Annotated in this window: 12 protein-coding genes, 1 tRNA gene and 1 pseudogene; 10 read left to right on the forward strand and 4 right to left on the reverse strand. The window is 62.4% G+C overall.

Going from position 1 to position 12,057, the window contains the following annotated elements; translation table 11 throughout:
- Positions 1-265: 265 nt before the first annotated feature.
- The gene (locus HK28_RS05850; protein WP_084440359.1) at positions 266-634 is read left to right on the forward strand and encodes a hypothetical protein; all 369 of its coding nucleotides are present in this window, start codon (positions 266-268) and stop codon (positions 632-634) included.
- Between the two features lie 492 nt (positions 635-1,126).
- On the opposite strand, the gene HK28_RS05855 is transcribed toward HK28_RS05850, so the two are convergent.
- The 3 genes from HK28_RS05855 to HK28_RS05865 form a co-directional block, all read right to left on the reverse strand.
- On the reverse strand, positions 1,127-2,800 hold the full coding sequence (locus HK28_RS05855; RefSeq protein WP_086643676.1) for a Na+/H+ antiporter: 1,674 nt from the start codon (positions 2,798-2,800) through the stop codon (positions 1,127-1,129).
- A gap of 511 nt (positions 2,801-3,311) precedes the next feature.
- The gene (locus HK28_RS05860; RefSeq protein WP_086643677.1) at positions 3,312-4,448 is read right to left on the reverse strand and encodes a nucleoside hydrolase; all 1,137 of its coding nucleotides are present in this window, start codon (positions 4,446-4,448) and stop codon (positions 3,312-3,314) included.
- Between the two features lie 82 nt (positions 4,449-4,530).
- The gene (locus HK28_RS05865; RefSeq protein WP_233140382.1) at positions 4,531-4,749 is read right to left on the reverse strand and encodes a hypothetical protein; all 219 of its coding nucleotides are present in this window, start codon (positions 4,747-4,749) and stop codon (positions 4,531-4,533) included.
- Positions 4,750-4,817: 68 nt separating this feature from the next.
- On the opposite strand from HK28_RS05865, the gene HK28_RS13965 reads away from it, so the two are divergent.
- Positions 4,818-4,991 carry a hypothetical protein gene (locus HK28_RS13965; RefSeq protein ID WP_158093406.1) on the forward strand — a complete coding sequence of 58 codons (174 nt, stop codon included), beginning with the start codon at positions 4,818-4,820 and terminating at the stop codon, positions 4,989-4,991.
- Positions 4,992-5,286: 295 nt separating this feature from the next.
- On the opposite strand, the pseudogene HK28_RS05870 reads toward HK28_RS13965, so the two are convergent.
- Positions 5,287-6,564, reverse strand: a pseudogene (locus HK28_RS05870) (D-amino acid dehydrogenase); the annotation flags it as partial.
- 370 nt (positions 6,565-6,934) lie between these two features.
- On the opposite strand from HK28_RS05870, the gene hisG reads away from it, so the two are divergent.
- The 8 genes from hisG (at position 6,935) to HK28_RS05910 (ending at position 12,041) form a co-directional block, all read left to right on the forward strand.
- Positions 6,935-7,582 carry an ATP phosphoribosyltransferase gene (hisG, locus tag HK28_RS05875; RefSeq protein ID WP_233140385.1) on the forward strand — a complete coding sequence of 216 codons (648 nt, stop codon included), beginning with the start codon at positions 6,935-6,937 and terminating at the stop codon, positions 7,580-7,582.
- Between the two features lie 46 nt (positions 7,583-7,628).
- Positions 7,629-8,930: a histidinol dehydrogenase gene (gene hisD / locus HK28_RS05880; RefSeq protein ID WP_086643679.1), complete on the forward strand. Its 1,302-nt coding sequence runs from the start codon at positions 7,629-7,631 to the stop codon at positions 8,928-8,930.
- A 128-nt stretch (positions 8,931-9,058) separates the two neighbouring features.
- Entirely contained in the window at positions 9,059-9,277 is a 219-nt protein-coding gene (gene infA, locus HK28_RS05885; RefSeq protein ID WP_010667149.1) for a translation initiation factor IF-1, read from the forward strand.
- Between the two features lie 7 nt (positions 9,278-9,284).
- The gene (locus tag HK28_RS05890) at positions 9,285-9,932 is read left to right on the forward strand and encodes a nucleoside triphosphate pyrophosphatase (RefSeq protein WP_086643689.1); all 648 of its coding nucleotides are present in this window, start codon (positions 9,285-9,287) and stop codon (positions 9,930-9,932) included.
- The gene (locus HK28_RS05895) at positions 9,920-11,026 is read left to right on the forward strand and encodes a ribonuclease E/G (protein WP_086643680.1); all 1,107 of its coding nucleotides are present in this window, start codon (positions 9,920-9,922) and stop codon (positions 11,024-11,026) included. The genes HK28_RS05890 and HK28_RS05895 overlap by 13 nt, the downstream gene beginning before the upstream one ends.
- Positions 11,019-11,213, forward strand: a complete 195-nt coding sequence (locus HK28_RS05900) for a DNA gyrase inhibitor YacG (RefSeq protein WP_086643681.1) — start codon at positions 11,019-11,021, stop codon at positions 11,211-11,213. The genes HK28_RS05895 and HK28_RS05900 overlap by 8 nt, the downstream gene beginning before the upstream one ends.
- Before the next feature lie 70 nt (positions 11,214-11,283).
- Positions 11,284-11,359: transfer RNA gene (locus tag HK28_RS05905), tRNA-Phe, on the forward strand.
- A gap of 103 nt (positions 11,360-11,462) precedes the next feature.
- Positions 11,463-12,041, forward strand: a complete 579-nt coding sequence (locus HK28_RS05910; protein WP_086643682.1) for a DUF6538 domain-containing protein — start codon at positions 11,463-11,465, stop codon at positions 12,039-12,041.
- Positions 12,042-12,057 lie beyond the last annotated feature (16 nt).

Here is a 12,057-nt window from a genome sequence, read left to right on the forward strand (position 1 = left end):
TTGAGGGCGATATTTTGCTCTTCCCTTGAGTGTGTGCTCGGAAAAGATTCACAACACCGAAGTGTCTGCATAAAAAAACATCATATTTGATGTGCATAAGATCGTTTCGTGAGCAAAATTAGAGATAAACCGGAATAGATAGTTGCTTTTTTGTCACATTTGCTCCGGCCTGCCTCTTTCTAGGGCGAAATTGTGAAGATTCAGTTTGGCGTGAGCGCCTCTCCGCCATAACGTTCCTCCAGTTCGCCGCCACAGGACAACGGGGATGCCACAGCCGATGCTATCTGAGACGTTGCCCTCTTCATTCTGCAATGTAGTGCCGTTCCGTCAGGCGGTTCTGCCTCGTCACCGCGAGTATCTGTCGCGGTGGCTGAACGCAGGCCTTTGTATGGGACTGTGTGACGCCGATATTTTTGTGTCAGATGGCGACACAGGCGCCGTTGGCTCCGAGATGGTTCTGGTGTGGGTCCGCGAAAGCGCCGACCCGGCCTACATCATCCGTCCGGAAGGCCTGCGTTGGGTCGTGGTCGATGCGATTCGCGATTATGAACTGAGCCGCCAGACGTCGTTCGAGCATGCGCTGAATTTCGTGCGGCCGGTTCTGCCTGTTCAAGGTTCGACCGTCGCCGCCTGAAGGTTGTGTCGCGCCCGGTTTCAGGGGACGCGCGAGATACTGGACTTGAAAATCTGCGCTCGGCTGTTTGTCATGGGGATACTTCATCTTGCCCTATGCAAATAGAACCTAAAAGTCGGGGTTATTCGGCAAATCGGCTCACTCGTGATCTTGCGAGGCTCTGATTTGGATACGGTAAGGCCGTCTGTAGTCTTACCGAAAACCAAGAAAATTTGAAAAAATTTTGGGTAAACGTTCAGCACTGTTGGCGTGACCGCCCTGAGTCTTGGTTTGGGGGCTGGCGGCGATCCGCGTCGACGTGTGCGGGCGTGCTGCTCGACGCTGCGTCGGGCGTGCACGAGCTGGAAATATTCCAGATTTACGATGATTTTTTTCGCGAGCACTGTGCGAAAAACGAGGCCTATACTTGGTAAAGTCTGGGGCCTGGCCGCATTCGTCGAAAGTCAAAGGCGCACTTACCGCACAAGGCGTTCGTCTTCGCGGCGATAATCCTTACGGGTGCGGCAGCGCTGACGCTTCGTCGATCAGCTCCTGCTCATGCACGTCGAGTTGACGCGCCAAAACACGCTCCGTCTCGTCGTTGAGATTGCCGTCGTGCAGAAACTCTTTCAGGGCTTTTCTTTGGGCGCGCACCACTCTCAGGCGGATCGCCAGTTCGGCGCGACGGTTGCGGAGCAGTTCGTCCCGGTTGGCCTCAATGTCGGTCTGCTTGCTGTCCAGTGTATGTAAAAGTTCCTGATATTCCTGTAAAAGAAGCGGCGCCGCTCTGCTTTGCGCGGGCTCAGGCTCTCCGGCGGGTCCTCCCGCAGGGGCGTTATGGCGGCCTGCCTCATCCTTCAGGACGCCAATCGCCACACGCACCAGAGCCAGACGCGTTTCATCCAGTTCCTGCTGGGTTCGGTTGGTTCCCTCCTGCGACGGCAGTAGCCGAAGGACAAGAGGGAGAAAGATGCTGGCTACGAGCAGCGAGATGATGATGACGCCCGCGGCAATGGTGATCAGCAGGGATCGTTCCGGAAATTCTTCAGCCGAGGGCAGGGAAAGAATCGCGGCCAGTGTGATGGTGCCCCGCGTACCGGCCAGGGCGAGGATAAGTTTTTCCGGCCAGTTTGCGCCGATAAAGGGCCGCCGCCACAGGCGCGCCGCGACCCGACGGGCCAGGATGGAGGCGCTGACCCACGCCAGACGGCTCAACGTCATCACAACCTGCAACGCCACGATGGCGATCGGGAGTTCCCAGGGGGATACGCCTCCGGAGTGCATGATCGCCCGCGCCTGATGCACCAGGTCCGGCAGTTGCAGCCCGAGCAGCAGGAATACCAGCCCGTTGAGCGCGAAGGATATCGTCTCCCATAACGCGGTCGCCCGCATGCGCGTCCCGATTTCGGTTTCGTTCATCACGCCGGTGAGGCGGATTGTCATGCCTGCGGCGACGACTGCAAGAATGCCCGACGTCTCAATGGATTCCGCGACCAGATAGGTGAAGAACGGCAATATCAGAGCAAGCAGCATATGACTCGGCGGATCGTCGTAGCCGCGTCGCAGCAACATGCTTTCCGCACGGCTGGCGCAAAGGCTGACGATTGCGCCGGTCACGATTCCGCCTAGAGACACCCACACGAAATTGGCGGACGCAGCCTTTAGGGAGAAGATGCCGGTCGTCGCGGCGGCTACCGCGAACTTGAAGCAGACGAGTCCTGAGGCGTCGTTCAGAAGCGCTTCGCCGCGAAGAAGGTGGATGATGCGGGGCGGCGTCCGCCCGCCGCGCAGGATGCCGGAGACGGAAATCGCGTCGGTCGGCGAAAGCGCTCCGGCGAGAGCGAACGCTGCCGCCAGTGGCACCGTTGGTAAAAGCCAGTCGAGAAAATAGCCGCCCGCCAGAGTGCTTAGGGCGACGAGTCCCACCGCCATGGTCACGATGACGCCTCGCAATTCGCCAAATTCGCGCATGGGTACGCGGTAGGCGTCGAGGAACAGGAGCGGCGAGATGAAGAGCAGAAGGAAAAGATCGGTGTCGAGCCCGACATGCACCCCGGCCAGAGCCGCCGCCGCGCCTGCCGCGATTTGCAGCAGCGGCATCGGGATGCGCAGCTTCAGCACGCGCGCGATAAGGCCGGTAAGGCCAACGACAGTGAGTAGGGTCAGCGCGAGCAGTGTAATGTGCATGACGTAACTGAGACGCCGATACGTCCGTTGTAAAGATGCCGGGTGGGTTGGGCGCGACACAGGCTATTGGGGCGGGACACGTTGCCGGGTTGGCCTGAAATTATCGGATGTCAGGATAATCCATGACCTGAGGACAAAACGCGCGGGCTTATTTGTGCTGATCTGTTGTTTGTAATTTGGCTTTTTGCTGTTTTTGTATGCTGATCAATAGGCGCGTGTCGTGCCGCTCTTCTGTGGGAAACGCTTCACTTTTCAGAAAAGCAGTTTTCGACCATTGGGGCTTCACGTATTTTTCGAGTGGAGCTGCGATGCAAAACGTGTTCTTGCTCAAGAAAAGCGCCGCCGGTTTTGCTGTTATAGCAGGGAGCGAAGAGTGGGCCGTATCCGGACGAGGACAGCATCGCACAAGTCAGTGTGAGCGTCGCCCGACGTAACATTGTTACTGCCGGGGTGTGTTGCAAGTCTGACGGACCCAAGCATGGATCCGCGAAGTAGGAGGATATTATCCTCCCTATTTTGGCGACGAATTGGGCAGAGGCCGCGCCAGAAGCGATGTGATGAACGCCTCCAGCTTCGGGGCGTTGATGGTGCGGACGACCGTCTCACGCTGCTCGTCCAGATCCGGCTGATATCCGGGCGTCCACGACAGCGTGTCGCCATATCCTGCGCCGAACTGGCTGTTCACGTCGACGTACAGTTCTTCACTGCGCGTGATCAGGCTGGGGTCAAGCCACACGGCGGCTGCGATTTCGTCCCAGAGCGGAAATCCGGGTTCGCGCTTGCTGATCGTGCCAGCGAACGCGGGATTGGCGGCTGCGAGTTTATGGAGGAATTCCGGCGTCAGCTCCGTCGCGGTGGAGGGGTCGGACGGAACGGCGACAATATGCCGCCAGGGCGCCCGCAACACGATGCTCGCCGCTTCAGGGTCGAAGCGGAAATTGAATTCTCGACGTGGAGAGTTCGCGAATTCGCGAGCGAACTGCGATGCCGCCACGTCGGAGCGGACTTGTTGCGGGTTGAGACTTCCACCCATGTAAACGAGTTCTTTTGCGAGGCCAGCGAAGGACGGGTCCAGACGCTGCGCGAGCGCCAAATCCGTCATTGGCCCTGTCGCGATGATCGTCACCTGTCCTGGGAATTCGTGAACCTTGCGGATCATGAACATGACGGCCGGCTCATCCGACGCCTTGATGGTCGGGTCGCCTTCCGGCAGGTGCGGCACCACATCCGGCGCGTGATACGGCGGCGTGCTTTGGACAGTGGGCTCCACCCACTTTTTCATCCACGCGCCTTTCCAGACCAGCTTGCCGTAGAGCGTCTCCCACCGGTCGGTGAGTTTTTCGGAGTTCAGCAGCGGATAGACTGCGCCGCGTAGCACAGGAACATCCGTCCTGTGCGCGATCTCGACGGCGCGGAGGGCATGCGCCACGCCCTCGTCGCGCCAGACGTCGCCAGACAGAATCGCGATGCCGAGAACGTCGACATTAGGCGCCTGCAGCAGCATCCATTCGGCGATGCCGGACCCGTCGTCATCGACAATGACCTTCCTGGCCTCGGCTGCATGGGAGGCCGAGCCGCTGGCCGCCGTTCCGCTGAAGAGCAACGCCGCCAGAGCGACGGGACGAAAAAGCGCGCGCAGTATTCTCATGCTTGTAAAATTCCGAAAGACCTGCGGCGCGCGGCCGCGATTAGGCGACAGAGTTTGGTGTAACGGCGGTTGTGCGCGCAGATCAGACCGGGTTCGCGCCGTCCGTGCCGCATTTGGCGAAGCGGCCCTTGGCGTCCTTGCAGCGGACAGGCTTCGGTGCGGGGCATTTCGTGAACTTGCCTTTCGCGTCACGGCACGGAGCGGCCGCGTGGGCGGAGCCGATCGCAAACTGTGAGGATAGCGATGGCGCAATGGTCGCGGTCAGCACGGTGAGGCAGGCAGTCGCAAGCATGGCTTTCATTGGTCTTCTTCTTCGCTCAACGTGGGCCGTCACAGCGCCTCGCTCACGGCCTCCTACAGACCGTAACGATGCCCGATTGGGTGAGCGTTCACAAGCGGGTAGCTTTGGTGTGGGGGCAGTCGGCTCTGCCGGGAGGTAATTGGGGCAGGGATCGCGGCTGGAGCAGCGAAGCGCCCAGTTCCGCCACGACCGCGGCGGCTGGGGCGCCTGAGCGCAAGACGGCGCGGGGCATTTTTCATTGATAGGCCGCAACAGGTCGCTCGTCCTCCGTTCCCGCAAATGATCATTGCGGAGCGAGAGTTTTCACGACGCTTGCTCTCGTCCGGAAAGATCTGTGTTCCGCAAAGCGCTAGTTGACCCGCTCCCGTATCGAGGATCAGCAGGAGGAAACGGGGAGCCATGACGCTTCCGGCCTCGATCTGGAATTTCGACGCATTGTCAAAAACGTCGACTTTGGATGGCTACGCCGTTCACTCTCGCAGCGGCTCAAGATTCTATCCCGTCGTCAAAACAGCACGACGGGAGCGCCGTCTGCTTTCAGTTGCGATCGTAACGATCGACGGACAGGTCCAGCACCGGGATGTTCGGCTTGCGGCCATGGATCAGATCGGAAACGATCCGTCCGGAGCCACAGGCCATGGTCCAGCCCAGCGTGCCGTGTCCGGTGTTGAGCCACAGGTTCGAGAACTTCTTCGACGCTCCTACGATCGGTGTGCCGTCGGGAGTGTTGGGGCGCAGGCCGGTCCAGTATGTCGCCTGACTGAGATCGCCGCCGCCGTAGAGTTCGGAAAACGAGAGTTCGAGCGTCGCGCGGCGGTCACGGCGCAGGCGCAGGTCGAAACCGCCGAGTTCGGCCGTGCCGCCGATGCGGATGCGGTCGCCGAGGCGGGTCATGGCGACCTTGTAGGTCTCGTCGTTCACTGTGGAGACAGGCGTGCGAGCTTCATCCGTCATAGGCACGGTCAGAGAATATCCCTTCACCGGATAGACAGGCAGGCGAACGCCCAGCGGACGCATCAGCAACGGAGAATAGCTGCCCAGCGCCATGACATAGGCGTCGCCGGTGATCCGCCCGGCGGAGGTGCGGACGCCAAGGATCGAATCAGCCGAAGCATCCAGCGCCTCGATCGTCGTCTCGTAGCGAAACGTGACGCCCAGTTCTTCGGCTTTTTGCGCCAAACGCTGCGTGAACATGTGAGCGTCGCCGGACTCGTCGCCCGGAAGGTAGAGGCCGCCCTTCAGCAGATGCCGCGCTCCGGACAGGCCCGGTTCGCGCTCAAGGATTTTCTCGACGGAAAACAGTTCATGCGCGACGCCGCTGTCGCTCAGCAGGCGCATGTCCTCCTGCGCGTGGTCGAGCTGCGCCTCCGTCCGGAAAAGCTGAATCAGGCCTTTCTGACGGTCGTCGTAAGTAATGCCGGTTTCGTCACGCAAATCGGTCAGGCAGTCGCGGCTGTATTCGGCGATCCGCAGCATGCGGGACTTGTTCACGTCGTACGCATGTTCAGTGCAATTCATCAGCAGGCCGCCGATCCATCGCAGCATTGCGATATCGATCGCGCCGGGACGCACCACCAACGGGCTGTGCTTGCCAAGCATCCATTTCAACGCCTTGAACGGAAGTCCGGGGGCGGCCCACGGCGTCGAATATCCCGGCGAGACCTGACCCGCGTTGGCGAAAGACGTTTCCAGCCCGGCTGCAGGCTGGCGGTCGATAACCTCCACCTCATGCCCGAGTTTCGCCAGATACCAGGCGGTCGTAACACCGATGACGCCGGCGCCAAGAACGATGACTTTCACAGCGGGAGAATCCTTTCGACGGTTCGACGGGCCGGACGGGCCTTCTGAACGAAGGGCGACGTTACGGCGTTCTGATTATGACGGCTTGGGATGGGCGTCCAGCGGCGCCGCCCGCAGGGGACGGGCGCAGTTTTGGCGGAGCGGCGCGGAATGTGGTAATCGCCGTGCCGATTGCGCCGGAACGCCAGCCGCTCGCCCGTGCCCGTCCTGTCTCAAGGGATGGCCCAGGGCGGTCGTCGGCGCCGTCGCCTGTCCGGAGAGTATGATGACCGCCTGCAAACCGGGTGACGAAACGCCCACCATGACCGCCCGGGACATCGCTCCCGCGACCACGCCAGCCTCGGGCGATGTCGATCACGGGCGTCATGGCGACCATGCGGACGACATGCTCATCCTTGCTCTTCCGAAGGGCCGCATCCTGAAGAGCGTCGCGCCGCTGTTGGCGCGAGCGGGGATCGAACCCGCGGCCGACTGCCTGCAGGAAGACAGCCGCCGCCTGCGGTTTCCCACCAACCACCCGAAGCTCGACGTCGTGCGCGTGCGCTCCTTCGACGTGGCGACCTTCGTCGCGCATGGCGGCGCGCATCTGGGCGTCTGCGGCGCCGACGTGCTGATGGAGTTCGATTACCCCGAGCTCTACGCCCCGCTCGACCTCGCTATTGGCGGCTGCCGCGTGTCCGTGGCCCGGCCGCAGGGCGACCCGCCAAATGAGGACTGGTCACGTTATTCCGAAGTCCGTGTGGCGACGAAATACCCGACCATCACCCGCCGCCATTTCGCAGCCCGCGGGATAAACGCCGATATCGTGCATCTGAATGGCGCGATGGAACTGGCGCCGATGCTCGGCCTGTCGCGTCTGATCGTCGATCTTGTCGACACCGGATCGACTCTTCGTGCGAACGGGCTGCAGGAAGTCGAAACCATCGCGCAGATCACCAGCCGTCTGGTCGTGAACCGGACTGCGCTGAAGACCCGTCCCGAGGCGATAGCCTCCCTCATCGCGCGCTTTCGTGCGGCGCTGAATCCTGCCTGAACATCGCGCCGCCCGGCTGGCGCTGCGACAAATATAGAGTGTGCGTATGAAACGTCTGGATGCCCGCGCGCCTGATTTCGAGGCCGCGTTCACGTCGTTGCTGGCGAACCGGGAGGCCGAGAGCGCGCGCGTGGACGCGCCGGTCGCCGAGATTCTCGCAGAAGTGCGTGCGAAAGGCGACGAGGCCGTTTGCGCCTACACAAGCCGTTTCGACCGGTTGGACCTCACGCCCGAAACCATGAGGATCACTGAGTCGGAAGTTGAGGAGGCCGCATCCGGCGTGCCGCAGGACCTGCTCGACGCGCTCGACGTCGCTGCGACGCGTATTGAAGATTTCCACCGTGCGCAGCTGCCGCAGGACATGAAATACACCGACGCAGACGGCCTGACCCTCGGGCAGCGCTGGACGTCGCTTGACGCGGTTGGTCTTTACGTCCCCGGCGGCAAGGCGGCCTACCCGTCGTCGGTTCTGATGAACGCCATCCCGGCGCGCGTCGCGGGCGTCGAGAGGCTCGCCATGTGCGTGCCGACGCCCGGCGGGGTGTTGAACCCTCTGGTGCTGGCTGCCGCGAAGCGAGCTGGCGTCGCTGAGATCTACCGTGTCGGCGGGGCGCAGGCGGTGGGCGCCATGGCGTTCGGCACGGCGACCATCGCGCCGGTCGACCGGATCGTAGGTCCTGGCAACGCCTGGGTGGCGGAAGCCAAGCGACAGGTGTTTGGCCATGTCGGCATCGACAGCATCGCTGGTCCTTCCGAGGTCGTGGTCGTCGCCGACGCGAAGAACGATCCGCGACTCGTGGCGCTCGATCTGCTGGCGCAGGCGGAGCATGACGAACTGGCGCAGTCGATCCTGATCACTGATGACGCCGCGTTCGGCGATCTGGTGACCGAGGCGGTGGAGACGGAGTTGAAGACCTTGTCGCGCGCCGCCATCGCGCGAGCGAGCTGGCGCGACTTTGGCGCCGTCATCATCGTGCGCGACTGGGAGGAGGCCGCCCGACTGGTGGATCGTCTGGCGCCGGAGCATCTGGAGCTTATGGTGGACGAGCCGGAGGCGTTGTTCGCCCGTGTGCGGCACGCCGGCGCCGCGTTCCTTGGCCGTTTCTGCCCGGAAGCCGTGGGGGATTACGTCGGCGGGCCCAACCATGTTCTGCCGACGTCTCGCACGGCGCGTTTCGCGTCGGGCCTGTCCGTTTACGATTTTCTGAAACGCACGACTTTCATTTCCAGCGGTCCGGACGCTCTTTCTCGTATCGGTCGCGCTGGCGTCGCGCTGGCGACGGCGGAGGGGCTGGAGGCGCATGCCCTGAGCATTTCGGAGCGCCTCAAGATCATCGATCGAGGGTGACGGATCGCCCTTTGACCCACGGCGAACGGCCTCAAACCTTGACCGCAGGCCCTCGCCGCATACATATCGCACCCGGTTACGTGGACTGATCGTCCTGTCAATGAGGTATAGAATGAACGAAGGCCAGCATGTCTAAGGAAGACATGATCGAATTCAGCGGCACCGTTACGGAGCTGCTGCCCAACGCCATGTTTCGCGTGAAGCTTGACAACGAGCATATGATTCTCGCGCACACGAGCGGAAAAATGCGGAAAAACCGCATTCGCGTCCTCGCAGGTGACCGCGTGAGCGTCGAGATGACCCCTTACGACCTGAGCAAGGGCCGCATCACCTTCCGCTTCAAGTAACACGGTTATGACCAGCGCCATCTCCGGCCCGGACGACGGGTCCGGCGCGGCTTCTGCAAGCCGCCCTCTTCTGGTGCTGGCTTCGGCATCGCCCCGCAGATTGTCCCTGCTGGCGCAAATCGGCCTCACCCCCGATCGAGTCGACGCCGCCGATCTGGACGAGACGTCAGCGCCCCGGGAGCTGCCGCTTCCGTACGCCCGCAGACTCGCCGTGGAAAAAGCTGCCGTAGTCGCCGCGCGCACGGATGAGCCCGCGCTGATTCTCGCTGCCGACACGGTTGTGTCCATGGGGCGCCGTATTCTGCCGAAAGCGGAAGATCGCGATACGGCCCGGACCTGTCTCGAATTACTGTCCGGGCGCCGCCACACCGTCGTCACTGCAGTGGCGCTGGCCCCAAGTGAGGCATGGTCAGAGGGGCGGCGTTGCGTGCGCGCCGTCGAAACTACGGTGACCTTTTCCCGTCTGACGGAGCGTCAGATCGAGGGTCTTCTCGACCTTGGAGATTGGAACGGCAAGGCGGGCGGCTACGCGTTGCAAGGCCACGCAGCGTCCTTCATCCGCTTTGTGTCAGGCAGTCCTTCCGCCGTCATCGGTCTGCCGCTGTTCGAAACTGCGCAATTGCTGCGTGGTCAGAAAGGCGCATGGCTGACCTGAAGCGCTCGCTCCGCGTCGCCTGCTCGCCGGGCGAAGCGCGGATCGCGGTCGTCGAGGATGGCGTGCTGCGTGATTTCGCCCTGTGGCGTCCGGGTCGCCCGGACGGTGTGGGCGATGTCTATCGCGGGCGCGTAGCCAAAACGACCCCCGCGCTGGGCGGCTCTTTCGTCGCATTGGGTGGCGGGACGGATGGCTTCCTCCCCGGTCATGACGGTACGCCGCCGCTCGTAGAGGGCGAGCCGGTTCTGGTGTCGGTGGTCCGCGCCCCGATGGGGGGCAAGGGGCCGCGCCTTAAAGTCGCAGGCGACGCCCAGACCTCTGGTGAAACTGGCCTGCTGACGCGTGGACCGTCTCCGCTGGAGCGTCTTGCAAGCCGCTGGGACGGCTCCATAATCATTGACCACCCTTGCTTCGCTGCACGCGTCCCGGCAGCCCTGCGTGCACGCGTGCAGCGCGTCCAGCAGGCGTTCGATGAAGGTGTTGAGGACGCCGTGCAGGCGCTTGGCGTCCCCGAAGTCGCGCTGCCCGGTGGCATGAGCGCCACGATCACGCCGACGCCCGCTCTGGTGGCGATCGACATGGACAGCGGCGCCGCATCGGGGGCCGCCAACGCCAAGCAGACGGCGCAGTTTGCGGCGAATCGCGACGCGCTTCCCGTGCTGCTGGACCAGATCAGACTGCGCAATCTGTCGGGGGCGATCCTGATCGATCCGGCTGGCCTGAACCAGCGCAAGCGGCAGGTCCTGCGCGAACCGGTCGAAGCGGCTTTGCGGGCTGATCCGTTGCGCCCGCGCTGCCTCGGCGTGACGGGGCTTGGCCTGATCGAAATCGTCCGCGCGCGGGTGCACCCGCCGCTTCACGAATTGCTGTTGAGCGCACACGGGCAGGCCCTTGCGGCGCTTCGCGCCGCGGTCGTGCGGTATGCTGGCCGTCCCGATGCGCGGTCGGCGCTTCGGGCCGGTTCTGGTGTATTCGCCGCCCTTGAGGGCGATCCTGAGGCGATGTCCGATCTACGCGGCTGGTTGGCTGTCCCCCTCGATCTGCGACTCGACCCATCGCTGCCGCCTCTTTCGTGGAGTTTCTCCGATGAATAAGTCCAGCCTCTGCCCGATCTGCGGTCGCGCAGCGGAGCGCGGCTTCACTCCGTTCTGCTCCAAACGCTGCGCCGATGTTGACCTCGGCCGTTGGTTCTCTGGCGATTACCGCGTGCCGGGCCCTCCGGCGGACGATGACGAGTCGGATTCCAGCGTCGCAGGACTCTTGGAAGAGAAAATGGAGTGACGGGTTGATCTTGGCGCGCGGGCAGGTTAAACGCTCGCCACGCGCAGCGTTCCTGTGTTGCACGCCGGGCGCCCAAGTAGCTCAGTTGGTAGAGCATGCGACTGAAAATCGCAGTGTCGGTGGTTCGATTCCGCCCTTGGGCACCATTTTTTCCAGACATCGCAGATAGCCGCCAGCCCCGATAGCGGATCACCGTTAAGGGTTACAGTTCTGTGCGTCTGTAACCCTTTTCTGTAACCCTCTAGCGCTATGGGTCACGGGGAAAACCTGCTCAGACGCGGCGATCGATGGTTCTTTCGCTGCCGGGTTCCGCGCCATCTCGTCAACGCCATAGGGCGCGAGAAGGTCGTGTATGCACTCAAAACTGGTGAACGGGACGTTGCGCGGTTTCTGGCGTCATCTATACGGCTCCGTCTTGATCAGTTCTGGCGGGAGATTGGCGGCGTGGCGGACGGCGCAAAGGTTGATCACGTCATCGTTGAGGCTCTACGAAGACGGTTCAAAGCCGATCTCGATAACGCATTCCGGCAATACGCCGAGATGCAAGCCGATCGTGACTATGATCCTGCCTTGCAGCGTGAGGCAGAAGAGAACGCGGTTGAGGGGTTGCGGGGCGACAACGCCGATCCGCTCTTGCGCGAGTATCTTCCGGCGGCACTGGCTATGCTTCATTCCGTTGGATACCCGGCGGAGGCTACTGATCAACAGACGCGCGTCCTTGCACGCCATATGATTGAGTGCGCCGGGTTGATCGCAGAATCACGGTTGCGCTGGCATTCTGGGAAGGAAGGCTACCGCCCTAGGCTCAGGACTCATTCTTTGAGATAGAAGATGAAGGATGCGG

The organism is Acetobacter sp. DsW_063 (assembly GCF_002153745.1).
Taxonomy (GTDB): Bacteria; Pseudomonadota; Alphaproteobacteria; order Acetobacterales; family Acetobacteraceae; genus Acetobacter.

Excerpts from the sequence above, each read along its gene's own strand:
- HK28_RS05850 (WP_084440359.1), top strand. The coding sequence starts at position 266 with ATGCCACAGCCGATGCTATCTGAGACGTTGCCCTCTTCATTCTGCAAT.
- HK28_RS05855 (WP_086643676.1), bottom strand. The coding sequence starts at position 2,800 with ATGCACATTACACTGCTCGCGCTGACCCTACTCACTGTCGTTGGCCTT.
- HK28_RS05860 (WP_086643677.1), bottom strand. The coding sequence starts at position 4,448 with ATGAGAATACTGCGCGCGCTTTTTCGTCCCGTCGCTCTGGCGGCGTTG.
- HK28_RS05865 (WP_233140382.1), bottom strand. The coding sequence starts at position 4,749 with ATGAAAGCCATGCTTGCGACTGCCTGCCTCACCGTGCTGACCGCGACC.
- HK28_RS13965 (WP_158093406.1), top strand. The coding sequence starts at position 4,818 with ATGCCCGATTGGGTGAGCGTTCACAAGCGGGTAGCTTTGGTGTGGGGG.
- hisG (WP_233140385.1), top strand. The coding sequence starts at position 6,935 with ATGCTCATCCTTGCTCTTCCGAAGGGCCGCATCCTGAAGAGCGTCGCG.
- hisD (WP_086643679.1), top strand. The coding sequence starts at position 7,629 with ATGAAACGTCTGGATGCCCGCGCGCCTGATTTCGAGGCCGCGTTCACG.
- infA (WP_010667149.1), top strand. The coding sequence starts at position 9,059 with ATGTCTAAGGAAGACATGATCGAATTCAGCGGCACCGTTACGGAGCTG.
- HK28_RS05890 (WP_086643689.1), top strand. The coding sequence starts at position 9,285 with ATGACCAGCGCCATCTCCGGCCCGGACGACGGGTCCGGCGCGGCTTCT.
- HK28_RS05895 (WP_086643680.1), top strand. The coding sequence starts at position 9,920 with ATGGCTGACCTGAAGCGCTCGCTCCGCGTCGCCTGCTCGCCGGGCGAA.
- HK28_RS05900 (WP_086643681.1), top strand. The coding sequence starts at position 11,019 with ATGAATAAGTCCAGCCTCTGCCCGATCTGCGGTCGCGCAGCGGAGCGC.
- HK28_RS05910 (WP_086643682.1), top strand. The coding sequence starts at position 11,463 with ATGGGTCACGGGGAAAACCTGCTCAGACGCGGCGATCGATGGTTCTTT.